Source organism: Luteimonas flava (assembly GCF_036584485.1).
GTDB classification, from domain to species: domain Bacteria; phylum Pseudomonadota; class Gammaproteobacteria; order Xanthomonadales; family Xanthomonadaceae; genus Luteimonas; species Luteimonas flava.
Map to the genome: position 1 here is coordinate 545,879 of NZ_JAZHBM010000001.1, position 25,678 is coordinate 571,556.

Sequence of the window (25,678 nt, forward strand, 5' to 3'; positions counted from 1 at the left end):
TCAACAGACGCAGGTCTGGTAACGCCGGGATCCAGCGCCTTCAACGACCGGCGACGGCGTCAGTCTGAAAGCTGCTCCGCGCGTGGGCCGAGTCGCAGGATTGCCCGCGTTGCGCATCGGCGTGAAGCACCCCGGACGTCCCCGGGGTGACGACGCCATCGGGCTTCGGCATCAGAGGCAGGCGGGCAGACTCCGACCTATTTGCTGCCGAGGTGCACGTCCGAAAAATGCAGCGATTCGGCATCGCTCAGCGAACGCGTCAAATCGGCCTCATCCCGTGCGCGCACGATGATGTGTGCGTAATCGCCCGACGGCAGTTCCAGCAGCGTTTCGCGCACCAGTGCGCCGGTCAGCTCGTTGTCCGGCGCGTGCCACCAGGTGCGTGTGCCATCGATGGTGACGCGATCGCCCACGCGATCGTTGCGGCGCGGCTTGAAGGTCGCACTGCGGCCCACGGTCACGGCGAAGGCCTGTTGACCGCTGGCGACGTCCATCGCGCGGCAGAACACGAAGTCGGGCCCCGGCTGCACTTCCCAGCGCACGGCGGCCTCGGGTGGCAGTTGCGGACATTCGGTGGCGGTCTGCGCGTGCGCCGTGCCCGCACAGAGCAGTGCGCCCAACAGCGCAAGCGGTCGGATCGAAAGCATCGTCGTGGTCCCCTGTGACTCGACTTCCGACCATACGCCTGCATCCGTGCTGCGGCGCGGTAGCGATTGTGACAACCGTCACCGTTCCGGAAGCGGAATGAATTCCGGGTCGCCCGGGACGGTGCCGAAGCGGCCCGCGCGCCAGTCGTCCTTGGCCTGCTCGATGCGGTCCTTCGACGACGACACGAAGTTCCACCACAGGTGACGCGGCCCGTCGAGCGGTTCGCCGCCGAACAGCATCGCCTTGAGCGGCGTCTTCGCGCGCAGCCGGGCGACTGCCCCGGCATCCAGCACCGCGAGGTGACGCGGCGGAATGTCGGCGCCGTCGAGCTGCGCCTCGCCTTCGAGCACGTAGAGCGCGCGCTCGGCATGCGAAGGCGGAATGGAAAGCTCGGCGTCCGGATCGAGATCCAGCGCCACGTTGAGCGTGTCGGCGAACACGCGCACCGGCGACTCCTCGCCGAAGCCACGGCCGGCGATCACCCGCACCCAGGCGCCCTCGCGGCGGAACTGCGGCAGCGTCGCCGCGGCATGGTGATGGAACTCCGGCGCGGTTTCCTCGTACGTCTTCGGCAGTGCGACCCAGGTCTGCATACCGTGCAGCGGGTGCTCGCCTTCGCGCAGCGATTGCGGCGTGCGCTCGGCATGCGCGATGCCTCGACCGGCCGTCATCCAGTTCACGTCACCCGCGGTGATGTCCTGCGAGTAGCCGAGCGTATCGGCGTGATGGATCGTGCCCGACCACAGGAACGTCACCGTCGCCAGTCCGATATGCGGATGCGGTCGCACGTCCACGCCGGCGCCCTTCTCGAAGATCGCCGGGCCCATGTGATCGACGAACACGAACGGCCCTACGCTGCGCGCCTGCAAGGTCGGCACCGCGCGGCGCACCTCGAAACCGCCGAGATCGTGGGTACGGGGATTGATCAGCAGGGTCATGGCAGCGGCTCCAGCGGCGGCGAGGGCAGGGCATCAGCATGCCAGCGGCGCTGCCCGCGCGGCCCCTGGTCAGCGGGACGATCCGTTGCGGCTGGAAATGTCGTTGGGCGCATGAGGCACCGACCTGGTCCGGGAGATCGGTCGCACCCGGCCTCCGGTCTGTCCGGGGGAAACCGGGACATCTCCTTCGTCGGCGAGCATCTGTCTTGGAGTCGATCGATGATCGACGCGCATGGCGGGTAGGTGGGCTGGCGGCCGCCGGGTTCAACGCACCTCAAACGTCGGCCAACCCCGCACGCCACGCCGCCAGCTTCGCCTCGAATCCCAGCGCCGCGTGCGCCGGGCTCGTCGAGGGCAAACGCAGCAGATCGGGCACGACGTCGAGCGTCGGCAGCACATGCCGCCGGAACAGCGTCTCCGCCGCCGCGCCGTTGAACCGGATTCGGGTGATCCCCGGATAGCGCGCCAGCAGCCCGCCGATATCGTGCGGCACCACGCTGCCCGCCTCGATACGCGCATCGAGACTGCCCGGCCGCACGCATTCGCCGGCCACGTCCCACAGCGCCACGCCACGGGCCGTCAGCTGCGCAAGCCGCGCGTCATAAGGCAGAGCCGGATCGAATCCGAACAGCGCGCCGACGATCGGCCAGAACACATTCCGCGGATGCGCGTAGTAGCGATCCGCGTCCAGCGATGCCACACCCGGCATGCTGCCGAGCACCAGCACGCGTGCGTGATCGCCGACGACAGGTGCGAAGCTGCGGATGCGAATGCCAGTCACAGGAATACGATGCCCATCTGCGGCGGCGGCGTCGGCCAAGGGTATTGGCCGGCGCTTCCACGCGCCATGTGGAGAACGCACATGTCAGTTGCGGTCTTCATGCTGGACGGGCAAGGCTGCTTGACTGCACGACGCAAATCGAACTGCCGACATCGAAGAGCGGCTGCAATCGCATGCGGGTCTGCATCCTGTCGACGCGAGTTCGATGCGCGCACGACATCCCAGACGTAGAGTCACAAGACGACTCGCGACGACATCTGCTGACGCCGAAGATCGAGGAAGCTGAAGGTGGTCCGCCCTCCGGGCGCGCGGGTGCTGATTCAGTTGCTTGGCGTGCCGGGCTGCCGCTTGCCCTGTGCTTGCGCGTCAAGCGTTTTGACTTCCCGTCGCGCTTCAACAGCGCGCTCCTGGTCACGATACTTGTGCCAGTTGTTGTCAAGACGATCCGACCGGAGCTGCGCAGATTGTGCTGCCCGCTCTTCACCCGATAACCCGCGCCCGCTTCCGGTAGAAGCGCAACCCGCGACTATCAGGGTCGCAGTCAACATCAGAATCGTGGCCTTGCGCATACCGAATCTCCGTTCATGGAATGGCGAAACGTTTTCGATCGCTGTGCGATCTCGCTAAGTTCTGGCTGCCTTATAACGTCATATCACGTTATGCGCGTTGCACCAATCCGACGTGCACGCCTCCCCAAGTCGCAGCGCATCTCTGGATCGACGCGAGCGTCGATACGTGACGAATCGCAACCCGCCAGACAAGACTGGCGGAGTGCGTTCGATGAGCGGAATCATGCGACGGAAGAGGCGGATATCGCTCATGCGATCTGCGCCAGATTTCTCTAGCTGCCACGCCGCCTGACCGTCACTTCGAGGCCGAGCTCACCGACCCGGACACTGGCAGCCTCATCCGGCCGAACGACGATCGTGGGCGCCATGGAACCGTGGGGTGAGTCGAGATTCGCGACCACTTGAATCTGGTCCGCCGTGATGTCGGACACCGTGACCATGAGGGTGTAGCCGTCAGACCCTGCGACCTCGACGGTCGCGGGCGCATTGGCCAGCACCACGGCGTTAGGCTCCCCGAAAGTTCGACCCGCGTTTGTCAGCTTTGCCGACACCACGAACGAGTCGGTGGGGCCAGCCTGGCTGGCAGTCGTCACCGTGATCAAAACGAGTAGTGCGAACACCTTCGAGATCCAACGCATAGGGTTCTCCTGGATTGAGTGAACCAGACTGCGAGCCGTCCCGCCCACAACGAGCACATCTTCTGCCATCTCACGCCTGAACTGATGAATTGTTAGGCCGCAAGCTGTGCCCGCCAAGTGGTTTGCGTCCCGATGCGGTGTCGACCTGACCCATTGTTAGACCCTACTTCATCGGACCACACGGGCTCAGATTCGATTTTTTGCCATACCCTTAGGACAGGCATGTCAATGAGTCCTCCCTCCGTCGCACGTACGGATACCGACGGAGAGCGGTGCGTTGATGAGAAAGCCGCAACAGAGAAGTTGAACTCTTTAACGCCGCAGTGAAGCGGCGTTAGGCGAACGGGAACTCTGTACTCGCCGCCCTCATTCGTCATTGCAACGCCAGGACTGCCGGGCCATGTATCCACTGCCCAAGAGACGCCAACCAAGGCGTAAGCCAACGGCTCTCCCGCTTCATCTGTAACCTTGCCGGAGAGCTCGAAGAACTTTGCCTTGCACTTACTTGCCGATGCATCGGTTGCGACGAGCACTAGAAGAAAGATGGCGAGAACTGTACGCATGGGCCTAACGCTGGAATTAAGCCGCGCCGCGAAGCGGCGTCGGCTTGAATGAATTGTTAGGCGCTGAGCCCGGGTGGCATACGCCCTGTTCTGATGAGTAGTGGAAGCGGCCTCGGGTGTCGCGGATCTGCAGTTTGAAAATGCCAGTCTCTTGGCCAGATGGCCATACACTAGGCTCGTAGGTGAAATCTGCTTGATCCCCCGAATCAAGCGATACTTCGTTTGTGGCCGGGAAGAAATGCTCCAACACGACCTGCCACGGCTCTCCTGAAACAGCATCCAGCAACTGAACTGAGGCAGGGTGCAACTCGTAGGGCGGGCTAGACGTGCCGTACGTATGGAAGGCGACGCGCGCATTTGAGGTGTTGCGGATGCGTATCAGCACATCAGGGCTTGCCGCTGCAATGCAGCCATGTGCATCCAGCTCAATGGCAACGCCTGCGTCCGACGAAGGCGATAAATGGGCGCACCCCACCAGTGCTGTTGCTATGACTGCGACGATGCTTGTTCTCATGCGCCTAACGCTTGAATTAAGCCGAGTTGCGAAGCAACTTCGGCTTGAATGAACTGTTAGGCGCTTGGACCAATCCGGAGCCCGGAACCAGAGCGCCTTTTGCCGAAGGCCTAACGATCATTTGGCCCTCGACGCCACTCGGCGACGAAGATCGGCATAGCCTGAAGCGCGAAGACGGCCGCCCCAAACAGGGCGCCCTTAAGAAGGCCGTGAGCCCACCAAAATATACCCGCGGCTGCAGTAGCCACGAGCGTTGCAGCAGCAATCTGATTTCGTAGAGACATTCGCATCGCGGGTTGGCGCCTAACACCAGAGTTCAGCCGCTTTGTAGCGGCGATTGGACCAAGTGGCAAGCTTTAACTGCCGCTTGGGCCGAGCGCCGATGCAACGTCGGCTGCAACGACTCGTTAGGCCCCGTACCGCCACCTCAAAGTAGCGACAAGCAAGAGGCCAGTGATACCACCAGCGTACGTAGCGATGATTGGCAGGTGTGTCGGCTCATACGCTAGAGAGACATAGCGCTTCATGTCTGGATACCACGAAGGCTCCAGCAGCATCCATGCCACGACTGCGCCAGTCACGAAGGCCAGGCAGGAGAGGGTGAACTTGAAGCTAGGCGCAGAAGCGTAGCTAGCTACAACGACCGCGAAGGCTGCACAGAAGCCGGCGCTAGGGATGTGCCAGAAACCAAGAACGTCAGCGACAGCGGACCCGCCAAATCCCGCCAAAAAGAACGCCCCGGCTACTGCGAAAAAGGCCAGAACCCATTGTTTGATTGCCGACATATTTCCCACGGGGCCTAACGCCTGAATTAAGCCGCGCCGCGAAGCGGCGTCGGCTTGAATGAATTTTTAGGCCTTAACTCCATGAGCCAAGACCACGACGGCAATGAACAATAGAATTAGCTGGCCAAGTGTGAGAAGCGCTTGTGCCTGTGACTGATACGTTATGGGCTTGATGCTTGAGATTGTATTGCCGTGTAGCGCCAGTGAGTAGCCGCGCCAAGCCAAACATCTATAGATTGGCAGTAGCCCGCTCGAGAAGAGCTTGGTGAATGCAAGGAAGTTAAAGCGATCAAGAAGATCTTGAGCCTTGGCCTGATTTTCTATGGCAGAAGTGGCTGCCAGTGCGCCGGTAACCATTGATCCAAGCCAGCGAGACAGAAGCCCCAGCAACATGGATATAGCGAACCACGCTAGTGCCCACTTGAAGCTGCGAAGATGGACGTAAGGCACGATCTTGTCGAGGTTTGCCACGAGTAAAGCAAAGCTTGCTCCTGAGACCGTCAGCAGCCAACCCACAAAGCTGGAAAGAGCCGAAGAAGCAGACTCCGCTGTGGAAAGGAGTGCGCGCCGGGCAACTAGCTGCTCTTCAGGGTAGCGCTTTCCCCATCCCATCAGTTTCTCCGTATTTAACCTTAAGGCCTAACGCCTGAATTTAGCTGCGGCGCTAAGCGGCGTCGGCTTGAATGAACTGTTAGGCCTCATCCGACGTGCCAGCGCCATTTTGGACAAGGTGCTCGCGAACTTACAAAAGCGACTTGAAGAGCGGTGTAGGTTCGAGCCTTGCGATCTCATGTAGCGCTTCAGCGAGATGCGCGTGATGCTCTGGCGACGCCGGAATCAGGCGGTAGTTGCCGCTCTGGACAGAGAACTAACCTCGCTTGTTGGGAGTGATGAACTCCGCCTCTAGCGGCGAGCCGTCAGCAGCCCAGAACAACCAGGTAGCAACCTCAACATCAAGCCCTTCGCAGTACGCCACAACGTCGCCCTCGGTTGGGAAAACCGTCAGCGATCTTTCTTCGGTTTCGACGGCAAAGATCATGGAGGCCTAATGCCTGAATTAAGCCGCGCCGCGAAGCGGCGTCGGCTTGAATGAATTGTAGGCATCATTGCCGAAACGCCTGTTGGCCACAATACGGACAGTTGCCAGTGGCGACAGCTATGTTGCCGGGCATGCCAAGCAACCCACCTTTACATGAGTGGCATACCAAGCCGGCTCGCTTGGCCTGACCGCGACCGCGCAAGGTGAAGATTACGGCGTTGGCAACAAGAACAGCGAGATACGAGATGCCAGCGACGCCCTAGCGCTGCTCCGGCACTCGCCCGAGCAAAGGGATGGCGGCAATGAGAAGCCCAAAGAAGAGCGTGAGATAAATGGTGTTGAAGCGCCGGCCGCGCTTATTGAACTCGGAAAGGCGCCGCACGAACTGATCCTTGGTCACCCAATACTTTCCATGATGCCTAACACCAGAGTTCAGCGGCGTTATAGCGGGCTGGGAGGCAGGTGGCAAGCTTCACCTGCCGCCTGCCTCACAGACCGAGGCAACGTCGGCTGCAACGACTCGTTAGGCGCCGCCGAATATCTTCAACGGAACGTCTCGCTCTACACGTTGTGCCGAGGGAACCAGACGCCTCGAACCACTATTGGCCCCGCGTTGAGCACCACATGGTTCTGATCTAGGTCCTCCACCGTTACGTTCTCACGGACGTCAGCGATCACCTCACCGGGTAGCGGGTACCCGTAGCTCGCGAGAAGGTCCATTGCCTCGGCTCGTGAGCCGGCAGTTACGCCGTAGCCAAGCCCGGTAGTCGTGCTTATCCAGAAGCTGGTCAGCATGTAGCGCCTAACGCCTGAATTAAGCCGCGCCGCAAAGCGGCGTCGGCTTGAATAAATTGTTAGGCATCACTCTACGCCCACGCCCACGCCCACGCCCGAGCGCCCGGCAACATTTGAGCACTTTGCCAGAGCGTCCGGTGCTGAAGCACCTCGGTGGGGCCCGAGCGTGCACACGTGAGTGCAGCGCCCACCGACGAAGGACCCCGACAAGCTATTGATGCAGCTGACATAGCAGTCATCAAGCGCGGTGCAACGAGAACGAAACGCGGCAATCTCACACTCCTCGCGAGCAGACAGCTTACGACGTGGCTCTGCGGCGCAATTGAGATAGTGGCCAATGTCGCCGATATCGGGAGGCGGAGGAACGGAAACCGTTACCCCAGGTGGGGCAAGACTGTGTGGACTGCAACTCACTACGAACAGCAGACTCACCCAGAACAGAAAATGCTTCATGTGAAGCCTAACGCCTGAATTAAGCCGCGCCGCGAAGCGGCGTAGGCTTGAATGAATTGTTAGGGCTCACAGCCGCATGCCCAGCCAAATAACTGTCTCAGTAGAGGCGGCCACAATGGGCGTGAGAACCCTTGGCCAGAATGTACTTGCTTGGACGTGTCCCAAAGACTGGTCGTGGTGCTGCTGCTCCTCAGCGACAATGGATGAGATTGCTGATACGGCGAGAGGATCATGGCCCTGCAGCACAATAAGTTGATGCTCAAGGTGGCGAAGCACGACGCTCTCAACGGCTGTGGTGGTTGCTGCAATAGCACTGCTACCGAGCAAGCCAGTTATGGCCCCGAGTACGAAGCCACCCATGCCGCAAAGCCAGTAGCTACGACAGCGACGACGGCCACGCCGCTGCAGCTCGGCGCCAAAAATGGCTCTATGCCGTTGCTCGTGTGAGCGGAATTCGCGAAGCTCAGCGACCATCTTTGGAGCGGTCAGCCTAGCCATGAGGATCTGGCCGGTGTAGATGCCTATGGCGCCATGCTCACCGGCGTGATTGACCTTGATGATGCGGTCGCCAAGATCATTGGCTACAGGTTGCATGACTACTTCCATGTGAGCCCTAACGCCTGAATTAAGCCGCGCCGCGAAGCGGCGTCGGCTTGAATGAATTGTTAGGCATCATTGCCGAAACGCCTGTTGGCCACAATGCGGACAGTTGCCAGTGGCGACAGCTATGTTGCCGAGCATGCCAAGCAACCCACCTTTACATGAGTGGCATACCAAGCCGGCTCGCTTGGCCTGACCGCGACCGCGCAAGGTGAAGATTACGGCGTTGGCGACAAGAACAGCGAGATACGAGATGCCAGCGACGCCTTGGCGCTGCTCCGGCACTCGCCCGAGCAAAGGGATGGCGGCGATGAGAAGCCCAAAGAAGAGCGTGAGATAAATGGTGTTGAAGCGCCGGTCGCGCTTATTGAACTCGGAAAGGCGCCGCACGAACTGATCCTTGGTCACCTAATATTTTCCATGATGCCTAACGCCTGAATTAAGCCGCGCCGCAAAGCGGCGTCGGCTTGAATAAATTGTTAGGCCTCACTCTACGCCCACGCCCGAGCGCCCGGCAACATTTGAGCACTTTGCGAGAGCGTCCGGTGCTGAAGCACCTCGGTGGGGCCCGAGCGTGCACACGTGAGTGCAGCGCCCACCGACGAAGGACCCTGACAAGCTATTGATGCAGCTGACATAGCAGTCATCAAGCGCGGTACAACGAGAACGAAACGCGGCAATCTCACACTCCTCGCGAGCAGACAGCTTACGACGTGGCTCTGCGGCGCAATTGAGATAGTGGCCAATGTCGCCGACATCGGGAGGCGGAGAAACAGAAACCGTTACCCCAGGTGGGGCAAGACTCTGTGGACTGCAACTCACTACGAACAGCAGACTCACCCAGAACAGAAAATGCTTCATGTGAGGCCTAGCTCCTGAATTAAGCCGTGCCGCGAAGCGCCATCGGCTTGAATGAATTGTTAGGCCCCATTAGCGAGCCTTCTTCTGAAAAACCTAGCCACTAGGCCGAAGGCACTGTGCAAAAGATCAGGAACGGTCAGGCGAAGAGCTACCCAGAGAGGTAGCCCGGCCAGAAAAACGGTTCCGACAAGAGCCTGCCCGAAAGTGACTTGTCCCTTGGCGTAACCTTCCCAGCCCAAGCCAGATAGCAAGAGGCCGGCAGCAGCGAGGAGATATAGGGTCAAGGCCTTGATCATTAGGTAGCGCCGCGCCAGTTCGCCCACCTTGAGGAGCATTGCTGCAAACGCAATTAATCCGACAAATGACAGCACATTGTAGATGATGTCTGGTATCGGGCCTAATGCCTGAGTTAAGCCGCGCCGCGAAGCGGCGTCGGCTTGAATGAATTGTTAGGGCTCATTGCCGGTTGCCCCAGGCTTGCGAGAGCGGCGCAGTGCGAGTGCCTGCTTGAGCGATACATCTGGCTGCTTGCGCCAGTTGTTACGATTTGTCGCTGCCACAGCGGACTCAACAGCCTCCGGGTCAGCGGGTTGAGCCCTGGTCAGTGCGGACAGTTCTTGATGTACGGCCTTACGGTGCGACTGATTGACCCACTGCTTGCGCTTGGCAATGGCATCGCGAGCACCCCATTTACTCTCGGCAACCACATTGCGGCGATCGAGCTCGAGGCTCAGAGCCTTCTTTTCCTGTGGGGTGCGGGTCCGCTTCATATGAGCCCTAACACCTGAGTTAAGCCGAGCCACGAAGTGGCTTCGGCTTGAACGAATTGTTAGGCTGCCAGCCGGGAGGTGGCGGCGGAGGAGCTGGGGGCATGGACTGTCTGCCTAGCTCACACATGTTGGCTGGACGACCGTTGAGATAAGCGATGAATCCCAGCGTGAGTGGAGTTGACATGTAGTCTGGATGATCGACGCCGCAGGATCTAAAGAAGACCGTGACTTCGTTGTCCTGCCAAAGCCCGAAGTCATTTCGAACGCCCATGCCGAAGTTGAACGAGAGTTCGCGGAGGTCTTGCCGCGTCATTCTTTTGAGCTGGGCCGCGCTCTCGGGTGGCATCGCAGCCTCCCACTTAGCGAAAGGCTCGCAGAAGATCGACGGATCGATCTTGCATTCTCGAACACCCTCGGCGCCACAAGCGGTCAGGAACATCGTGAATAGCAGTGCCCAGAAGACTTTCATGGCAGCCTAACGCCTGAGTTAAGCCGTGCCGCGAAGCGGCATCGGCTTGAACGAATTGTTAGGCCGCATTGGCGACCTTGGGAAGGTAAAAATACGCCACCAGCAGCGTGGTGGTGAAGAACAATGCGAAGAAGTAGTTGAGTGCACCGATGAGGAGTGCGACCTGGAGCTTGCAAGTAACAGCCCGCTGCGAACGCCAGAGTAAGCCGCCTGCAAAGACGCTAACGGCGGCAACGGCCCAACCCATCATTGGCGCAGCCGGGAGCCAAGCCGCATGTGTTTGGGATACGGCCGGGACCACTGGACCGAACGAACTGAGGTGCGACACGGGGTAAAGCGCCAAGACTGACGAAATAAGGCCGCCCGTTAAAAGCACCGCGATGATGCTGCCCAGATAAACAAAGATTGCGACGAGTCTGAACATGGGGCCTAACGTCTGAGTTAAGCCGCGCCGCGAAGCGGCGTCGGCTTGAATGAATTGTTAGGCCACGCCCTCACGGCTTGCTGAACATGCGGGCGAAGTAGCTCTTACCCCGGTACGCCGCGAGACGACGCGTACTGAGAAAGAGTTCCTCTGTGGCCTGTGGGTTAGCCCGCTCGATGTCAGACCAGACGGACCTCGACGTAACGAAGATCGAGTAGCTGTCTCCATCAAACGGACGAAATTGCCGCAGCTCGTACTCGGGTTGTATGGCGTGATTGATGCTGAGCAGGAGATTCTCTTGTGTCGCTTTTGATGAAAGTGGAGCAGCAACTGGCGATTTGTCTCTCACAAGCAGCTCGCAACTTGAGGTGGTTACGGGCCCTATGGTGAGGTATCCATCCGGGAGGAAGGCGGCAATGGCAGCGACAATCTCGGCAGGCCCATCTCGCCAGTCAATGACGGCACAGTTCTCCGCGTCGCCGAACAGAGCAATGGCCTCTTCGTCGCCTGCTAGCACACGGTGGAGAAGTGGCTGGTTCATGCGTGCGTGGCCTAACGCTGGAATTAAGCCGCGCCGCGAAGCGGCGTCGGCTTGAATGAATTGTTAGGCGCTGAGCCCGGGTGGCATACGCCCAGTTCTGATGAGTAGTGGAAGCGGCCTCGGGTGTCGCGGATCTGCAGTTTGAGAATGCCAGTCTCTTGGCCAGATGGCCATACACTAGGCTCGTAGGTGAAATCTGCTTGATCCTCCGAACCAAACGATACTTCGGTTGTGGCCGGGAAGAAATGCTCCAGCACGACCTGCCACGGCTCTCCTGAAACAGCATCCAGCAACTGAACTGAGCCAGGGTGCAACTCGTAGGGCGGGCCAGACGTGCCGTACGTATAGAAGGCGACGCGCGCATTTGAGGTGTTGCGGATGCGTATCAGCACATCAGGGCTTGCCGCTGCAATGCAGCCATGTGCATCCAGCTCAATGGCAACGCCTGCGTCCAACGAAGGCGATAAATGGGCGCACCCCACAAGTGCTGTTGCTATGACTGCGATGATGCTTGTTCTCATGCGCCTAACGCTTGAATTAAGCCGACCCGCGAAGCGGGTTCGGCTTGAATGAATTGGTAGCGCAGACGGCATTTGCAACAGCCGCCCAGTGCTTGCGTAGCTTGAGCGGAACCACAAACGAAGCAAGGAGCCCGGATAGCAGGCACACAATCGGAACGCCATGCTCCGCAGCCATGAAAATGGCGGTACCGAGCTTTTCATGTCCAGCCGAAATTAGCTGAGGAGCAACGAATATTTGAGCAATGCCAAGCGGCATTAGCGCGGCCCCGGCGAAAGTGATAAATCCATACGCCAGCAAAAGACAAGTGAAGGCAAAAGACCGCCAATGCTTTCTTGGAATCTGAGAACGCCAAGCAATGAGCAGGGCAATCCAAGCAGGGGTGGCAACAACTATGAGTAGACCTGCGGCCATTAGAGCAACGATCACAAGCGAGTATGCATCCATAAGCGCTAACGCCTGAATTAAGCCGACCCGCGAAGCGGGTTCGGCTTGAATGAATTGTTAGGCTGCACTGCGTTGCAGCCTGATAGCAATTACAACGCCAAGTACAAGAGAAGCGGCGGTAAATAGAACTGCGGCCGCAATAAGCATATTTGTCAGTGCCAATGAGTCGCCAGAAAGCAAGAAGCGAAAGAATGCTCCCGGAGTCGCGACGGCGCAAAGGATTGCAAGAGATCCAGAAGCTACCGAGGAGAAACGCACTAAAGGTCGTGTGTCCTTCATGCCGAACTTTACGGCAAAGAGATTTATCGCAGCTGCGATGGTCAGTATGAGGATGACTGCGAGGACTCTCAATGAACTCTCACTTGCGGCCTAACACTTGAATTAAGCCGTGCCGCGAAGCGGCATCGGCTCGAATGAATGGTTAGGGGGCAGCCTACGTGGCGTCATGGCTAATTGCCAAGGTGGCGACGAACAACAAGTACCCGACGGCTGCAGCAGTGAGTAGATGAAGCAGGCCGAGCCAGCGCCAACGAAGCGAGAAGGTTGAAGGCAGAACCAGAATAAGTGCCGCAATAAAGCCTGCCATAGGTAAGAGCTCAGCGAACTGCGAACTCTCAATACCCGAAACACCTGCCAAGAGACAGGACCCAAAGAACACCAGAAGAGCGGCAAGGCTGGGGGACGAGGCCCGAAGCTTGCGACCAGGAGCTGCATTGAGGGCGAAGAAGGGCAACGTTGCTGCAAGTGCGAGCAACCCGGGTGTGCCTTGCTCCATGGCAAAGAGAACATGACGCCAATCCATGAACTGTCTCTGCGCCCTAACGCCTGAATTAAGCCGGCCCGCGAAGCGGGTTCGGCTTGAATGAATTGTTAGACCTGCCAGCCGCCGAGCTCGACAAGTCTGCGAGCTGGACCTCTACCGGAACTTGATGGCGGCACGGGTGCCCTCGCGTGGGGTAACGCCATTGGGCCACGGCTGAAAGAATGGCCTCGTTGTATCCCGCAGGCTGGCCGCGGCTACGGCCGATAGGATGCCACTCCGCAGAGACGATGGCGGGTGACTTCACCTGACCGGTGCGGTCAATGACAAACGAGACCTGGGCTTTGCCAGAGAACTCGTTGTGCAGCCGAGCCGGCAGCTTTGGCGGAACGGTCGAAGTAGGAGTAAGCCCAGAAGAACAGCCCGGCGGCGGCTCGGCAGCCGCGCATGCGCCAAATTTGATGCCAAGAAGCAGAACTACCAGATTGCAGATTGTTCTCATGGCAAGCCTAACGCCTGAGTTAAGCCGCGCCGCGAAGCGGCGTCGGCTTGAATGAATTGTTAGGTGGCGGCTGCATTGCTGCCGAAATGCAGTGGCTCGGCTGGATACTTTGCATGCTTCCAGATGGCCCTACAGAGCACTTCAAGGCTTGAGCTGAACATTGAAAGGTCCCTCAGAGGGTCTTGCGGTTGTTTGGCTAGCGGCGTTTTGCTTAAAGGCTCGGCCAATCGAATCTTTGAAACCGTGCCGAGAGCTGTATGAACTTGTTCAAGCACGAGGCCTGCTACCGACTTATTCGCACTCATCGGGATGCGATGTAGCATCTCATTGCGGAGATCCCCCATTTTCCGTAGCCAGCCAGGAGCCGCCTTGGTTCCAAGGGCGTCCAAAAGGGCGTGAATCATGGGGTTCGTTGCGTGGCTTTGATTTGCAGGCTTTTCAATCCACTCTTCAAGTCGCGACAAACTTTCTATTCGATCTGGCGCACCAACATGCATAGCAGCAATCATAGCTACATGATCCCTTGCTGAGGAAAGCTCTGAGGCAAGGGAGTGGAAGTCAGCGTATAGATCCTGCAGGGCCGCATTTGAGAACCAAGTTTCCGGCGCTCTTTTCTCCGCCAAGGCCCAGTTGAGCTGGTCGTGGTAGCCGTTAGAGACGTCTCGAAGGCGAAGTCCTGCTGCTCTTAGGTTTGCACATACGTAGGACGCAGCTTCTGCGTACCTCGTATCGCCAGCTTTAGCTGCTTGGTGCCCAATAGTTGCCCAAGAATCAGCTGCGCCTAGTCCGTTCTGTGGGTCTCGCGCACCAAACTCCCAGACATCCATAGGTGGCGAATTAGTCCCTGATACGTACCTAACGCAGGCGCCTAGGTACCTCACGCCACATTGTCTAGTGGCAAAATCGAGATGGTCTTTGGGCGTTTTAAAGACGATTGCATCTGAGTCCTTGTCGTCAGATACGGGGAACAAGGCCCATCCAAGGTTAGTGGAGGCGCCCCTGAGGCCACCTGAGAAGTGAACCTCCTCAGTCGCGTAGGATTTTCCGATCTTCAGGTCTGAAATTTCGACATCCATGACGCCCCCAACTAAACGTCCGGCCGCAGTGTCTCAACCGCCACCTAACGCCTGAATTAAGCCGCGCCGCGAAGCGGCGTCGGCTTGAATGAATTGTTAGGCACCTAGCGGGGGTACGCCGGGTGGCTGCGCCAAGCCGCGGATCACGTCCAGCCGATTGGTAGGTGCGTCGGGCGCCAGGAATGCCGGAATGGTGCTAGCGGTGCGGCGCGGTCGCGACAGGAACTGCACGGGCCACTCCGCAACGCGCTGCTCTGTGATGTGCACGTACTGCCCGTCCTCCGGCTCGTCGATGTGCTCTTCCTGAAGCACAAGCGCTAAGGGCTCTTGGGCGCCGTCGGTGCTGGCAGAGAATTCGGCTGCTTCCTCGTAGCTGCTAAAAGGGTAGTAGTAGTCGCTCCCTTCGCAGAGGTCTGCAGCGCCGCTCCTCGGATAGCACCAAACGCGGTATTCCAGCACTGCATCCCACACGTACCCACCGCCAGCTTTGGCCGCCGACGGGTAGGTGCCGACCAAGGCTGGGTCAATTACAGGCGGGTACCTCGTACCTTCCATAGGTGCCTAACACCTGAGTTAAGCCGAGCCACGAAGTGGCTTCGGCTTGAACGAATTGTTAGGCTGCCAGCCGGAAGGTGGCGGCGGAGGAGCTGGGGGCATGGACTGTCTGCCTAGCTCACACATGTTGGCTGGACGACCGTTGAGATAAGCGATGAATCCCAGCGTGAGTGGAGTTGACATGTAGTCTGGATGATCGACGCCGCAGGATCTAAAGAAGACCGTGACTTCGTTGTCCTGCCAAAGCCCGAAGTCATTTCGAACGCCCATGCCGAAGTTGAACGAGAGTTCGCGGAGGTCTTGCCGCGTCATTCTTTTGAGCTGGGCCGCGCTCTCGGGTGGCATCGCAGCCTCCCACTTAGCGAAAGGCTCGCAGAAGATCGACGGATCGATCTTGCATTCTCGAACACCCTCGGCGCCACAAGCGGTCAGGAACATCGTGAATAGCAGTGCCCAGAAGACTTTCATGGCAGCCTAACGCCTGAATTAAGCCGCGCCGCGAAGCGGCGTCGGCTTGAATGAATTGTTAGGCACCAGACCCTCCAACTAGATGCGCGGGCATTGGGCCACGGTAGAAGGTGCCAGCAACAGGCACGGCGCGCCAGCCAGTAAATTCGCCTAGCGTGATTTGCTCAAGCGTTGCGGCGCACCCAAGGATGGTGTCCGGCTCGTCTCCACACCAAACGAAGACCGTAATGCCATCTTTAGCCGGTATTGAAGCAAGGGTATCTGTGTCCAAGGCATAGATGCTCTCGTCGACGCCCCCGGCCCAGCCGCAGGCATTCAAGTCGCCCCAAACGAAGGGCATTTGCCGAGTCGGTAGATGGCCTTCCACGGTGCCTAACGCCTGAATTAAGCCGCGCCGCGAAGCGGCGTCGGCTTGAATGAACTGTTAGGCCTCATCCGACGTGCCAGCGCCATTTTGGACAAGGTGCTCGCGAACTTGCAGAAGCGACTTGAAGAGCGGTGTAGGTTCGAGCCTTGCGATCTCATGTAACGCTTCAGCGAGATGCGCGTGATGCTCTGGCGACGCCGGAGTCAGGCGGTAATTGCCGCTCTGGACAGAGAACCAACCTCGCTTGTTGGGGGTAATGAACTCCGCCTCTAGCGGCGAGCCATCAGCGGCCCAGAACAACCAGGTAGCAGCCTCAACATCAAGCCCTTCGCAGTACGCCACAACGTCGCCCTCGGTTGGGAAAACCGTCAGCGATCCTTCTTCGGTTTCGACGGCAAAGATCATGGAGGCCTAACGCCTGAATTAAGCCGCGCCGCGAAGCGGCGTCGGCTTGAATGAATTGTTAGGGCTCATTTCAGGTTGCCCCAGGCTTGCGAGAGCGGCGCAGTGCGAGTCCCTGCTTGAGCGATACATCTGGCTGCTTGCGCCAGTTGTGACGATATGTCGCTGCCACAGCGGACTCAACAGCCTCCGGGTCAGCAGGTTGAGCCCCGGTCAGTGCGGACAGTTCTTGATGTACGGCTTTACGGTGCGACTGATTGACCCACTGCTTGCGCTTGGCAATGGCATCACGAGCACCCCATTTACTCTCGGCAACCACATTGCGGCGATCGAGCTCGAGGCTCAGAGCCTTCTTTTCCTGTGGGGTGCGGGTCCGTTTCATATGAGCCCTAACTAGTATTCGACCCCGGAAGCGGGGTGTTGCGTCGAGTATGCGGTGGAACTCGGGTGCTCGCAAAGCGGGGAAATCCGACGGCGGATCAACAGCTTGCCGCAGTCGTCTCGATGTGGGCACGGATTAGCCTGCCGATGTTATCCGGCGCATGGAGGCGCACCGTGTTATCCGACGGAAACGGGGTGGTAACGGCAGCCGTGACGCCGCGCTTGCTCGATCAGGTGCGGGCTCGGTGTCGGGTGCGGCATCTGAGCGTGCGGACCGAGCGGGCCTATGTCGGTTGGATCAAGCGTTTCATCCTGGCGAACGGAAAGCGGCATCCGAGGGAGATGGGCGGACCGGAGGTCGAGGCGTTTCTGACGAGTTTGGCGACGCGGCATCAGGTGGCAGCGGGCACGCAGAACCAGGCGTTGGCGGCGCTGTTGTTTCTTTACCGGGACGTGCTTGGTATCGAACTGCCGTGGATGGATGACGTGGTCCGCGCGAAGCGGCCGCGGCGGGCGCCGGTCGTCTTGAGTGTCGAGGAGGTCCAGCGGCTGTTGCTGGCGATGGAGGGGCGACCGGCCTTGCTCGCGCGTCTGCTTTACGGCACGGGCATGCGGTTGATGGAGGCCATGCGCCTGCGGGTCAAGGATGTCGATTTCGCGCAACGACAGATCGTCGTGCGTGAGGGGAAGGGCGGCAAGGACCGTCATGTGCCGTTGCCGGACCGCCTGGTGGCGGGTCTGCATGACGAGATCACGCGTGCCTTGCACTTGCATGCTGCCGATCTCGCGGCGGGCCAGGGGGCGGTGTGGCTCCCCGACGCGCTGGCGCGCAAATATCCCGGTGCCGCGCGGGAGCCGGGTTGGCAATACGTGTTTCCCGCGCGGCAGCAGTCGCGCGACCCGCGTGAGGGCGTGTGGCGACGGCATCATCTCGACGAGTCGGTCTTGCAACGCGCGATACGCACGGCGCGCGTGCGCGTCGGCCTGCATAAACCCGCCAGTTGCCACACGCTGCGGCATTCGTTCGCGACGCACCTGCTCGACGCAGGTCAGGACATCCGGACGATCCAGGCCCTGCTGGGCCACAAGGATCTGTCGACGACGCAGATCTACACGCATGTGCTCCAGCGCGGTGGACTGGGTGTACGCAGTCCCCTGGACCGGCTGCCGGGCACGTGAACGCGCAGCGGGTGCCCGGACTGGGGCTGGGCGTCGCCGCCGGGCTGGTGCTCGGCGCGATCGCCTGTCTGCAGTTGCCCGGTCTGCCGCCCTGGTGGGTGATGGCGTTTGCGCTCGCTGCAGCCTTCGCGGCCTGGGCAGTCGGGAGCGGGCGAGGGCGCCTGGTTGCGGCTTTCGTTGTTGGCGCAATGCTGTGCGGGCTGCACGCGGCGCATGCCTTGTCGCTGCGGTTGCCGGCGACGATGGAGCGCGGTGATTTCGCGGTGCGAGGGCAGATCATCGGGCTGCCGGTCCACGAGCCGCAGCGCACGGCGTTCCTGTTCCGCGTGGCGAGCGACGCGTCGATGCCGGCACCGTTGCGCGGTCGACTGTTGCGCCTGTCCTGGTACGACGATCGCCGCGAAGGTCCTGACCTTCGGCGGTATGGGCTGCAGGCCGGCAGCGACTGGACATTCACGGCGCGGCTGCGGGCGCCGCGCGGGCTGCGCAATCCGGGCTGGTTCGATGGCGAGAAGCGCGCGATGGCGCAGCGGGTCACTGCGGTCGGGTATGTGCGCAGCGCCGAGCCGGTCACGCGTCTCGAAGCCGGCGGCGGCGTGGATCATTGGCGCGAGCGGGTCGCGACGCGGATCGATGCGGTCGTCGACCGCGACAGTGCGCGCTATGTGCGGGCGCTCGCGATCGGCGATACGCGCGGGCTCGGCGATCTGGACTGGGAAGCCCTGCGCGCCACGGGGCTGACGCATCTGATCGCGATCTCCGGTTTCCACGTGGGCATGGTCGGCGGTTTCTTCGCGCTGGTCGCGACCGGTGCGTGGTGGTGCCTGCCGTGGCTCGGCCGCTGGCTGCCGCGGCCGCAGGCGGCGGCGATCGTCGCGTTGCTGGCGAGCACGGTTTACGCGGCGGTTGCCGGATGGGAGCTGCCTACCGTGCGCACGGTGCTGATGATCGGCGTGGTCGTGATCGCGAGGTTGGCGCGCCGGCATCTGCGCATTGCCGATGCCTTGGCCTATGCCGCGATCGCCGTGGTGCTGGTCGATCCGATGTCGGTGCTGTCGGCCGGCTTCTGGCTGAGCTTCGCCGGTGTCGCCTGGCTGGTCTGGTGTCTGCCCGACGCGCGCGAGCTGTCGAAGCTGCGCGGCGTCCTGGCCTCGCAATGGGTCGCGACCATCGGGTTGTTGCCGCTGACCGTGATCCTGTTCGGGCAGGCGTCGCTGGCCGGACCGATCGCCAATCTCGTCGCGATCCCCTGGTGGAGCCTGGTCGTGGTGCCGCTGGCGCTCGTCGGCATGGGGCTGGAGGCGATCCACAGCGGCGCCGGCGACTGGGCCTGGCGCAGCGCGGCCTGGGCTTTCGATCTGAGCTGGCCGCTGTTCGACTGGCTGGCCGCGAGCCCGATCTCACTGTGGTGGCTGCCCGAGCCGCACTGGCTCGCGCTGCCGCTCGCATTGATGGCCGCGTTCTGGATGCTGTTGCCGCGCGGCGTGCCGGGGAAATGGCTGGCGGCACTGCTGTGGCTGCCGCTGCTGTGGCCGGATCGGCAACTGCCACGAGAAGGCGAGGCCGAAGTGGTGGTGCTCGACGTGGGGCAGGGCCTGTCGGTGCTGATCCGCACCGCGCATCACGCGGTGATTTACGACACCGGCCCGGCGGTGCCGGAGGCCTACGACGCCGGCGAGCGCGTCGTGGTGCCCGCGCTGCAGGCGCTGGGCGTGCGGCGGCTGGACGCGATCGTCGTCAGCCACGGTGATGCCGACCACGCCGGCGGCTTCGGCGCCGTGCAGCGACGTTTCGCTGCGCCGGTGATCTTCGCGCCGCAGTGGGATCGGGTGCCCGGCGCGTCGCCATGCCTGATGGGCAGCGCCTGGCGGATGGACGGCGTGACGTTCCGCTTCCTGCACCCGGATCTGTACTTCCCTGCATTCCGCAACCCGTCGAGCTGCGTGCTGCGGGTCGAGACCGCACATGGCGCCGCGTTGCTGCCGGGCGACATCGACGATCTGGTCGAGCGGCTGCTGATCCGGCGCAATGGGGCTTCGCTCGAGGCCGATGTTGTGATCGCCGCCCATCATGGCAGCCGCAGTTCGTCCGATCGCGCTTTCGTGCGCGCCACAGGCGCAGCGGTCGCGATGATGTCGACCGGGCACGGCAACCGCTTCGGGCATCCGCATGACGAGGTGGTCGAGCGCTGGGCGCAGGCGGCAACCGCGGTGGGCAGCACCGCAGGCGGCGGCGCGACCCGGTTCCGGCTGCAGGCCGGCGGCCTGGTGGTCACGCAGGAACGCGTGCGCCGGCCGCGGCTGTGGGATGCCGCGAGGCAGATCGACTGACGAAAACCGCGGGCCGAAGCGGCCGTGCAGGCTGGGCTATCCTATTCCCCGGATTGAACCGGCCTTCGGCCGAAGGGGTTGGCGTGCTCGAACTGGTGAAGGCTGGCGGCTGGCCGATGCTGCCCTTGCTGCTGCTGTCGGCATTCGCGCTGGCGATCATCGTCGAGCGGTTCTGGGCGCTGCGCCGCAAGGCGGTGCTGCCGCCGGGCCTGGGCGAGGAAGTCCGTGCCTGGGCCGCGCGCGGCACGCTCGATCCCGCGCACATCGAATCGCTGCGCGGTACCGCGCCGCTGGGCGCGTTGCTGGCCGCGGCGCTGGACGTGCGCAACCGCCCGCGCGAGGAGATCCGCGAGCGGGTCGAGGATGTCGGCCGCCACGTCGCGTTCCGCATGGAGCGCTATCTCAATGCGCTGGGCACGATCGCCGCCGCCGGTCCGCTGCTGGGCCTCTTCGGCACCGTGGTCGGCATGATCCAGATGTTCATGGGCGTCATGGACCACGGCGTGGGCGATGTGAACCAGCTCGCCGGCGGCATCGGCAAGGCGCTGGTGTGCGCGGCGGCGGGCATGATCGTCGCGGTGCCGGCGCTGATGTTCCATCGCCACTTCCGCGCGCGCATCGACGGCTACATCGTGCAGATGGAACACGAGGCGATCGCACTGATGGACGTCATCGATCCGCGCAATCGCCGTGGCGTGCAGGTGCAGGCACCGGTGCAGGGCTGACCCATGCGCATCCGCGACCGCCGCGCCGAGGACAATCCGGAACTCAACCTCGTGCCGCTCATCGACGTGATCCTGGTGCTGATCATCTTCTTCGTGATCACGACGACATTCGATGCGCGCTCGGTGCTCAAGCTCGAACTGCCGCAGGCCAATGGCGAGCGCAACGACGCGCAGGACGGCACGCTGAGCCTGTTGATCAACGCCGACGGCCGTTATTTCGTCGACGACCGCGAGGCATTGCGCACGGATGTGGAATCGCTCAAGCGCACGATCGCCGAGGTGGCCGGCGACGACCGCGAACGCACCGTGCTGCTGCGCGCCGATGCGCGCACCCCGTGGCAGGCCGTCGTGACCGCCTACGACGCGCTGGGCCAGCTCGGCTTCAAGCGCATCGCGAACGCGACCGCGCCGCAGACGGCGGCCGCGCCCGCTGCGGCCACGCAAGAGGAATGACATGAGTACCGTTGTGGACAAGGCGCAGCACGACGCGCCGACGCCCGGCCCCGCGCGCGCCGATCGCGCCTGGCCGGTCTATCGCCGGCTGCTGCAGTTCGCCACCGACTATCGCGGGCTGCTGTCCGTCGCCCTGGTCGGCATGCTGATCGAGGCGGCTGCCGGCGGCGCCTTCACCAAGATGATGGAGCCGATCATCGACGAGACCTTCGTCGGCGAGAACGCGGGTGTGAACCTGTGGTTGCCGGCGGCGATCATCGGTCTGTTCGTGATGCGCGGCGTCGCCGGCTATCTGGCCGACTACAACATGGCCAAGGCCGGCCGCGGCATCGCGCGCGATCTGCGCGTGCGCGTGCTGGGCAAGTACCTGCGGCTGCCGGGCATGCGCTTCGATGCCGAGCCGGTGCCGTCGATGCTGGTGCGTCTGGGCTCGGATTCCGACCAGGTCTCGCAGGCGGCGGTCGACGCGGCCAAGGTGATGATCCAGCAGTCGCTGCAGATCATCGCCTCGTTGGTCGTGATGCTGTGGACCAGCTGGCAGGTGACGCTGACGATCCTGGTCATCGCGCCGCCGCTGTCGTGGATCATGGGCAAGGTCGCGCGTCGCTACCGCCGCGTCAGCCACAACATCCAGGACAGCTCGGCGCTGCTGCTGCAGGCCGCCGACCAGTCGCTGAGCAACCAGCAGGAAGTGAAGATCTACGGCGCGCAGGCGGCCGAGAACGCGCGCTATCGCGCGGTCGCCGATACGCATATGCGGCTGAACCTCAAGGTCGAGGCGACGCGCGCGATCTCCTCGGCGGTCGTGCAGCTGATGGGTTCGGTGGGGCTGGCGCTGCTGATCGTCATCGCCGGCTACGAGGCGTCGCAGGGTCGCCTGACCGCCGGCGGCTTCGTCGCGCTGATGATCGCGATGATGGCGATCATTCCCGCGCTCAAGCAGCTGACCAACGTGCAGAACATGCTGCAGCGGGGCGTGGCCTCGGCCGAGCGCCTGTTCGAGATTCTGGATTCGGACGACGAACGCGACACCGGCTCCCGGCCGCTGGCGCGTGCGCGTGGCGAGATCGAGTTCCGCAACGTCGGCGCGCGCTATCCGGGCCAGAACGCGCCTGCCTTGCAGGACGTGAGCTTCATCGCCAGGCCCGGCACGGTGACCGCGATCGTCGGCCGCTCGGGCAGCGGCAAGTCGACGCTGATCAAGCTGATCCCGCGCTTCTACGCGCAGGCCGAAGGCGAGATCCTGCTCGACGGCCATCCGATCGACGAGTACAGGCTGGCCGATGTCCGCCGGCAGATCGCGCTGGTCGGCCAGCAGGTGATGCTGTTCGACGACACCGTGGCCGCGAACATCGCCTACGGCGAGATGGCCGGCGTGTCGCCCGACGCGCTGGACGCGGCGATCCGCGGCGCCAACGCGATGGAGTTCATCGAGAAGCTGCCCAGGCAGCTCGAAAGCGGTATCGGCAGTCGCGGCGGTCGCCTGTCGGGCGGCCAGCGCCAGCGCCTGGCGATCGCGCGCGCGATGCTCAAGGACGCGCCGATCCTGATCCTCGACGAAGCCACCGCCGCGCTCGATACCGAATCCGAACGTCTCGTGCAGGACGCGCTCGAACACCTGATGCCGGACCGCACGACCCTGGTCATCGCGCACCGACTGTCGACGATCGAACATGCCGACCAGGTACTGGTGCTCGACCACGGCCGGCTCGTGGAGCATGGTACGCACCAGCAGCTGCTCGAACAGGGTGGTCTCTACGCACGCCTGCATCGCATGCAGTTCCGCGAAGGTGACGCTGGATGAAGGCACCGCGGTACTGGTTCGACGGCAGCCGGCCGCCGCTGCATGCGCGCGCGCTCGCCCGGATCTACGGCGCCGCATCGCGACTGCGGCTGAAGTTCGTGCGGCCGCGCAAGGTGTCGAAGCCCGTGCTGGTGATCGGCAACCTGATCGCCGGCGGCAGCGGCAAGACCCCGTTGACGATCGCGATCGTCGCGCGCCTCCAGGCCGCGGGCTGGACACCGGGTGTCGCCAGTCGCGGCTACGGCCGCGACGACGCCCGCACGCCGCGCTGGGTCGAGCCGGTGACCGATCCGAAGCTCGCCGGCGACGAGCCGGTGCTGATCGCCGCGCGCACAGGCGCGAAGGTGCGCGTGGACGCGGACCGCGTCGCCGCTGCGAAGGCCTTGATCGCCGCCGGCTGCGACATCGTGGTCTGCGACGACGGTCTGCAGCATTACCGGCTGCGCCGTGATGTCGAAATCGAAGTCATCGATGGCGCGCGTCGCTACGGCAACGGTCTGCTGATTCCGGCCGGCCCGATGCGGGAACTCGCCGCGCGCAGTGCCGGTGTCGATTTCCGCGTGCTCAACACCGGCAGCGCCACCGATGTCGCAGCCGAATTCGGCGAGTGGCCGATGCGCCTGCTGACCGGTCAGGCGCTGCCGCTGGCCGGGGGTCGTGCGTTGCCGCTGTCGCGTTTCGCCGGCCAGCGTGTGCACGCGGTCGCGGGGATCGGGGATCCGGAGCGATTCTTCGCGACATTGCGCAGCCACGGCATCGCGATCGTCCCGCATGCCTTCGCCGACCATCACCGCTATACCGCCGAGGACCTGCGCTTCGGCAGCGATCTGCCGGTGTTGATGACCGAGAAGGACGCGGTGAAGTGCATGCGCTTCGCCGGCGAGCGGCATTACAGCGTGCCGGTGTCGGGCGAATTGCCCGAGGCATTCTGGATCGCGTTGCTGGACCGGTTGGCCAGGCTGCGCTGACGAGGTGTGAGGAGGCTCGACTTGAGCCCATCTACTTCAGAAAGAGGGGTTGGGGCGCCCCACAGCCGGGTGCGCCGCGATCTGTGACAATTCCGGCATGAGCACATCCACCGGTTTCGTCGTCGCCATTCCCGCGCGTTACGCGTCCACCCGCCTGCCGGGCAAGCCCCTGCAGTTGCTCGGCGGCGAGCCAATGGTGCTGCATGTCGCGCGGCGTGCGCTGGCGGCCGGCGCGGACGAGGTCTGGGTCGCGACCGACGATGCGCGTGTGCGCGATGCGCTGGCCGGCACTGCGGTGCAGGTGGCGATGACGTCGCCCGACCATCCCTCCGGTACCGATCGCCTGGCCGAGTGCGCCGCGCTCGCGGGTTGGGACGACACGCGCGTGGTTGTGAACCTGCAGGGCGACGAACCGTTCGCGCCGGTGTCGGGCATCCGGGCGGTCGCGGCGCTCGCATCGCAGCCAGGCGTGGATCTCGCGACGCTGTGCGCGCCGGTCGAGGACGTCGAGACGCTGCTCGATCCCAACGCGGTCAAGGTCGTGCGCGGCGCGCACGGCGATGCGTTGTATTTCAGTCGCGCGCCGGTCCCGTGGCCGCGCGATGCATTCGCGCGCAGCCGCGACGTCATGCCCGACGGCGACTGGTGGCGGCACATCGGCATCTACGGCTACCGCGTCGGCTTCCTGAAGGCGTTCGCAGCCATGCCGCCAGGGCGGCTGGAGCAGATCGAAATGCTCGAACAGTTGCGCGTCCTCGAGGCCGGGCACCGGGTCGCGGTCGGCATCGCCGCCGAACCGTTCCCACCCGGCGTCGACACGCCCGACGATCTCGCCCGCGCGGACGCGCACCTGGCGGCCGGCGGATGACCCGCCTGCTGGTGGTGTGCCTGGGCAATATCTGCCGCTCGCCGGTGGCCGAAGGCGCGCTGCGCGCGCGGATCGAGGCGGCCGGACTGGGGCACGTCCTCAAGGTCGATTCCTGCGGCACCGGAGACTGGCATGTCGGCGACCCGCCGGACCCGCGCGCGATCCGCAGCGCCGCGGCGCACGGCGTCGACATCTCCGGCCTGCGCGCCCGCCAGCTCGACGACGCGGATTACCGCGACTTCGACGTGCTGCTGTGCGCCGACGCCAGCACCCTGCGCATCGTGCGGGAGCGCCAGCCGGCCGATGCCACCGGCGACATCGCCCTGCTGCTCGACTGGGCCGGGCAGGGCGGCGGCGACGTGCCGGACCCGTATACCGGGGACGCGGCAGGCTTCGAATCGGTCTGGCAACTGGTCGATGCGGCGGCCGCGGCGGTCGTCGCGCGGCATCGACGCGGCGCCCCGGCCGTTCGCGCATAATCCGGGC

30 protein-coding genes and 1 pseudogene are annotated in these 25,678 nt (G+C 62.7%); 8 read left to right on the plus strand and 23 right to left on the minus strand.

The genetic code is table 11. The annotated features are described in order from the left end of the window. Positions 1–197: 197 nt before the first annotated feature. From V3391_RS02485 to V3391_RS02595, 23 genes are all read right to left on the minus strand, one after another. A complete protein-coding gene (locus tag V3391_RS02485; RefSeq protein ID WP_332076835.1) occupies positions 198–647 on the minus strand; it encodes a hypothetical protein in 450 nt (149 codons plus the stop codon). A 78-nt stretch (positions 648–725) separates the two neighbouring features. Next, complete coding sequence (locus V3391_RS02490) at positions 726–1,586, minus strand: pirin family protein (protein WP_332076836.1); 861 nt, start codon at positions 1,584–1,586, stop codon at positions 726–728. A 274-nt stretch (positions 1,587–1,860) separates the two neighbouring features. Next, complete coding sequence (locus V3391_RS02495) at positions 1,861–2,367, minus strand: DNA-deoxyinosine glycosylase (RefSeq protein WP_425497210.1); 507 nt, start codon at positions 2,365–2,367, stop codon at positions 1,861–1,863. Positions 2,368–2,687: 320 nt separating this feature from the next. After that, positions 2,688–2,936 (minus strand): hypothetical protein, encoded by a 249-nt coding sequence (locus V3391_RS02500; RefSeq protein ID WP_332076838.1) that lies wholly within the window; start codon positions 2,934–2,936, stop codon positions 2,688–2,690. 272 nt (positions 2,937–3,208) lie between these two features. Beyond that, positions 3,209–3,574, minus strand: coding sequence for a hypothetical protein (locus tag V3391_RS02505; protein ID WP_332076839.1), 366 nt, complete (start codon positions 3,572–3,574; stop codon positions 3,209–3,211). Positions 3,575–4,153: 579 nt separating this feature from the next. Next, on the minus strand, positions 4,154–4,651 hold the full coding sequence (locus V3391_RS02510; protein ID WP_332076840.1) for a hypothetical protein: 498 nt from the start codon (positions 4,649–4,651) through the stop codon (positions 4,154–4,156). Positions 4,652–5,502: 851 nt separating this feature from the next. Beyond that, positions 5,503–6,048: a hypothetical protein gene (locus V3391_RS02515; RefSeq protein ID WP_332076841.1), complete on the minus strand. Its 546-nt coding sequence runs from the start codon at positions 6,046–6,048 to the stop codon at positions 5,503–5,505. 256 nt (positions 6,049–6,304) lie between these two features. Next, positions 6,305–6,475: a hypothetical protein gene (locus V3391_RS02520; RefSeq protein WP_332076842.1), complete on the minus strand. Its 171-nt coding sequence runs from the start codon at positions 6,473–6,475 to the stop codon at positions 6,305–6,307. A gap of 259 nt (positions 6,476–6,734) precedes the next feature. After that, the gene (locus V3391_RS02525; RefSeq protein ID WP_332076843.1) at positions 6,735–6,875 is read right to left on the minus strand and encodes a hypothetical protein; all 141 of its coding nucleotides are present in this window, start codon (positions 6,873–6,875) and stop codon (positions 6,735–6,737) included. Positions 6,876–7,789: 914 nt separating this feature from the next. Beyond that, positions 7,790–8,329: a demethoxyubiquinone hydroxylase family protein gene (locus V3391_RS02530; protein ID WP_332076844.1), complete on the minus strand. Its 540-nt coding sequence runs from the start codon at positions 8,327–8,329 to the stop codon at positions 7,790–7,792. A 66-nt stretch (positions 8,330–8,395) separates the two neighbouring features. Continuing rightward, entirely contained in the window at positions 8,396–8,731 is a 336-nt protein-coding gene (locus V3391_RS02535) for a hypothetical protein (RefSeq protein WP_332076845.1), read from the minus strand. Positions 8,732–9,633: 902 nt separating this feature from the next. Beyond that, on the minus strand, positions 9,634–9,954 hold the full coding sequence (locus tag V3391_RS02540) for a hypothetical protein (protein ID WP_332076846.1): 321 nt from the start codon (positions 9,952–9,954) through the stop codon (positions 9,634–9,636). 19 nt (positions 9,955–9,973) lie between these two features. After that, complete coding sequence (locus tag V3391_RS02545; protein WP_332076847.1) at positions 9,974–10,423, minus strand: DUF6794 domain-containing protein; 450 nt, start codon at positions 10,421–10,423, stop codon at positions 9,974–9,976. A gap of 58 nt (positions 10,424–10,481) precedes the next feature. Further along, complete coding sequence (locus V3391_RS02550) at positions 10,482–10,847, minus strand: hypothetical protein (protein WP_332076848.1); 366 nt, start codon at positions 10,845–10,847, stop codon at positions 10,482–10,484. 70 nt (positions 10,848–10,917) lie between these two features. After that, positions 10,918–11,388, minus strand: coding sequence for a hypothetical protein (locus V3391_RS02555; protein WP_332076849.1), 471 nt, complete (start codon positions 11,386–11,388; stop codon positions 10,918–10,920). Positions 11,389–11,411: 23 nt separating this feature from the next. Beyond that, entirely contained in the window at positions 11,412–11,843 is a 432-nt protein-coding gene (locus V3391_RS02560) for a DUF4136 domain-containing protein (RefSeq protein WP_332076850.1), read from the minus strand. 82 nt (positions 11,844–11,925) lie between these two features. Next, positions 11,926–12,354, minus strand: coding sequence for a hypothetical protein (locus V3391_RS02565; RefSeq protein WP_332076851.1), 429 nt, complete (start codon positions 12,352–12,354; stop codon positions 11,926–11,928). A 433-nt stretch (positions 12,355–12,787) separates the two neighbouring features. Then, a complete protein-coding gene (locus V3391_RS02570; RefSeq protein ID WP_332076852.1) occupies positions 12,788–13,156 on the minus strand; it encodes a hypothetical protein in 369 nt (122 codons plus the stop codon). Between the two features lie 519 nt (positions 13,157–13,675). Then, complete coding sequence (locus tag V3391_RS02575) at positions 13,676–14,692, minus strand: hypothetical protein (protein WP_332076853.1); 1,017 nt, start codon at positions 14,690–14,692, stop codon at positions 13,676–13,678. Between the two features lie 96 nt (positions 14,693–14,788). After that, the gene (locus V3391_RS02580; RefSeq protein WP_332076854.1) at positions 14,789–15,208 is read right to left on the minus strand and encodes a hypothetical protein; all 420 of its coding nucleotides are present in this window, start codon (positions 15,206–15,208) and stop codon (positions 14,789–14,791) included. Between the two features lie 57 nt (positions 15,209–15,265). Next, positions 15,266–15,715: a DUF6794 domain-containing protein gene (locus V3391_RS02585; RefSeq protein ID WP_332076855.1), complete on the minus strand. Its 450-nt coding sequence runs from the start codon at positions 15,713–15,715 to the stop codon at positions 15,266–15,268. Between the two features lie 424 nt (positions 15,716–16,139). Beyond that, positions 16,140–16,487 (minus strand): hypothetical protein, encoded by a 348-nt coding sequence (locus V3391_RS02590; protein WP_332076856.1) that lies wholly within the window; start codon positions 16,485–16,487, stop codon positions 16,140–16,142. A gap of 70 nt (positions 16,488–16,557) precedes the next feature. Continuing rightward, positions 16,558–16,866: a hypothetical protein gene (locus V3391_RS02595; protein WP_332076857.1), complete on the minus strand. Its 309-nt coding sequence runs from the start codon at positions 16,864–16,866 to the stop codon at positions 16,558–16,560. A gap of 221 nt (positions 16,867–17,087) precedes the next feature. Here V3391_RS02595 and V3391_RS02600 point away from each other — a divergent pair, with 221 nt between their 5' ends. The 8 genes and pseudogenes from V3391_RS02600 (at position 17,088) to V3391_RS02635 (ending at position 25,671) form a co-directional block, all read left to right on the plus strand. Further along, complete coding sequence (locus V3391_RS02600) at positions 17,088–18,044, plus strand: integron integrase (protein ID WP_332076858.1); 957 nt, start codon at positions 17,088–17,090, stop codon at positions 18,042–18,044. Further along, positions 18,041–20,564: pseudogene (locus V3391_RS02605) on the plus strand (DNA internalization-related competence protein ComEC/Rec2); the annotation flags it as partial. The gene V3391_RS02600 and the pseudogene V3391_RS02605, both read left to right, overlap by 4 nt. Further along, a complete protein-coding gene (locus V3391_RS02610) occupies positions 20,458–21,099 on the plus strand; it encodes a MotA/TolQ/ExbB proton channel family protein (protein ID WP_332077694.1) in 642 nt (213 codons plus the stop codon). The pseudogene V3391_RS02605 and the gene V3391_RS02610, both read left to right, overlap by 107 nt. A gap of 3 nt (positions 21,100–21,102) precedes the next feature. After that, complete coding sequence (locus V3391_RS02615) at positions 21,103–21,552, plus strand: ExbD/TolR family protein (protein ID WP_332076860.1); 450 nt, start codon at positions 21,103–21,105, stop codon at positions 21,550–21,552. Between the two features lies 1 nt (position 21,553). After that, on the plus strand, positions 21,554–23,356 hold the full coding sequence (msbA, locus tag V3391_RS02620) for a lipid A export permease/ATP-binding protein MsbA (protein ID WP_332076861.1): 1,803 nt from the start codon (positions 21,554–21,556) through the stop codon (positions 23,354–23,356). After that, a complete protein-coding gene (lpxK, locus tag V3391_RS02625; RefSeq protein ID WP_332076862.1) occupies positions 23,353–24,324 on the plus strand; it encodes a tetraacyldisaccharide 4'-kinase in 972 nt (323 codons plus the stop codon). The genes msbA and lpxK overlap by 4 nt, the downstream gene beginning before the upstream one ends. A gap of 97 nt (positions 24,325–24,421) precedes the next feature. Further along, entirely contained in the window at positions 24,422–25,192 is a 771-nt protein-coding gene (kdsB, locus tag V3391_RS02630) for a 3-deoxy-manno-octulosonate cytidylyltransferase (RefSeq protein WP_332076863.1), read from the plus strand. Further along, the gene (locus V3391_RS02635) at positions 25,189–25,671 is read left to right on the plus strand and encodes a low molecular weight protein-tyrosine-phosphatase (RefSeq protein WP_332076864.1); all 483 of its coding nucleotides are present in this window, start codon (positions 25,189–25,191) and stop codon (positions 25,669–25,671) included. The genes kdsB and V3391_RS02635 overlap by 4 nt, the downstream gene beginning before the upstream one ends. The last annotated feature ends 7 nt before the right edge of the window (positions 25,672–25,678 follow it).

What these genes read in the sequence shown, in the direction of transcription:
- V3391_RS02530 (WP_332076844.1), bottom strand. Translation starts at nt 8,329, where the DNA reads ATGGAAGTAGTCATGCAACCTGTAGCCAATGATCTTGGCGACCGCATC.
- V3391_RS02500 (WP_332076838.1), bottom strand. Translation starts at nt 2,936, where the DNA reads ATGCGCAAGGCCACGATTCTGATGTTGACTGCGACCCTGATAGTCGCG.
- V3391_RS02520 (WP_332076842.1), bottom strand. Translation starts at nt 6,475, where the DNA reads ATGATCTTTGCCGTCGAAACCGAAGAAAGATCGCTGACGGTTTTCCCA.
- V3391_RS02545 (WP_332076847.1), bottom strand. Translation starts at nt 10,423, where the DNA reads ATGAAAGTCTTCTGGGCACTGCTATTCACGATGTTCCTGACCGCTTGT.
- V3391_RS02590 (WP_332076856.1), bottom strand. Translation starts at nt 16,487, where the DNA reads ATGATCTTTGCCGTCGAAACCGAAGAAGGATCGCTGACGGTTTTCCCA.
- V3391_RS02555 (WP_332076849.1), bottom strand. Translation starts at nt 11,388, where the DNA reads ATGAACCAGCCACTTCTCCACCGTGTGCTAGCAGGCGACGAAGAGGCC.
- V3391_RS02505 (WP_332076839.1), bottom strand. Translation starts at nt 3,574, where the DNA reads ATGCGTTGGATCTCGAAGGTGTTCGCACTACTCGTTTTGATCACGGTG.
- V3391_RS02490 (WP_332076836.1), bottom strand. Translation starts at nt 1,586, where the DNA reads ATGACCCTGCTGATCAATCCCCGTACCCACGATCTCGGCGGTTTCGAG.
- kdsB (WP_332076863.1), top strand. Translation starts at nt 24,422, where the DNA reads ATGAGCACATCCACCGGTTTCGTCGTCGCCATTCCCGCGCGTTACGCG.
- V3391_RS02565 (WP_332076851.1), bottom strand. Translation starts at nt 12,354, where the DNA reads ATGGATGCATACTCGCTTGTGATCGTTGCTCTAATGGCCGCAGGTCTA.
- msbA (WP_332076861.1), top strand. Translation starts at nt 21,554, where the DNA reads ATGAGTACCGTTGTGGACAAGGCGCAGCACGACGCGCCGACGCCCGGC.
- lpxK (WP_332076862.1), top strand. Translation starts at nt 23,353, where the DNA reads ATGAAGGCACCGCGGTACTGGTTCGACGGCAGCCGGCCGCCGCTGCAT.
- V3391_RS02595 (WP_332076857.1), bottom strand. Translation starts at nt 16,866, where the DNA reads ATGAAACGGACCCGCACCCCACAGGAAAAGAAGGCTCTGAGCCTCGAG.
- V3391_RS02515 (WP_332076841.1), bottom strand. Translation starts at nt 6,048, where the DNA reads ATGGGATGGGGAAAGCGCTACCCTGAAGAGCAGCTAGTTGCCCGGCGC.
- V3391_RS02635 (WP_332076864.1), top strand. Translation starts at nt 25,189, where the DNA reads ATGACCCGCCTGCTGGTGGTGTGCCTGGGCAATATCTGCCGCTCGCCG.
- V3391_RS02485 (WP_332076835.1), bottom strand. Translation starts at nt 647, where the DNA reads ATGCTTTCGATCCGACCGCTTGCGCTGTTGGGCGCACTGCTCTGTGCG.
- V3391_RS02550 (WP_332076848.1), bottom strand. Translation starts at nt 10,847, where the DNA reads ATGTTCAGACTCGTCGCAATCTTTGTTTATCTGGGCAGCATCATCGCG.
- V3391_RS02570 (WP_332076852.1), bottom strand. Translation starts at nt 13,156, where the DNA reads ATGGATTGGCGTCATGTTCTCTTTGCCATGGAGCAAGGCACACCCGGG.
- V3391_RS02615 (WP_332076860.1), top strand. Translation starts at nt 21,103, where the DNA reads ATGCGCATCCGCGACCGCCGCGCCGAGGACAATCCGGAACTCAACCTC.
- V3391_RS02510 (WP_332076840.1), bottom strand. Translation starts at nt 4,651, where the DNA reads ATGAGAACAAGCATCGTCGCAGTCATAGCAACAGCACTGGTGGGGTGC.
- V3391_RS02575 (WP_332076853.1), bottom strand. Translation starts at nt 14,692, where the DNA reads ATGGATGTCGAAATTTCAGACCTGAAGATCGGAAAATCCTACGCGACT.
- V3391_RS02540 (WP_332076846.1), bottom strand. Translation starts at nt 9,954, where the DNA reads ATGAAGCGGACCCGCACCCCACAGGAAAAGAAGGCTCTGAGCCTCGAG.
- V3391_RS02585 (WP_332076855.1), bottom strand. Translation starts at nt 15,715, where the DNA reads ATGAAAGTCTTCTGGGCACTGCTATTCACGATGTTCCTGACCGCTTGT.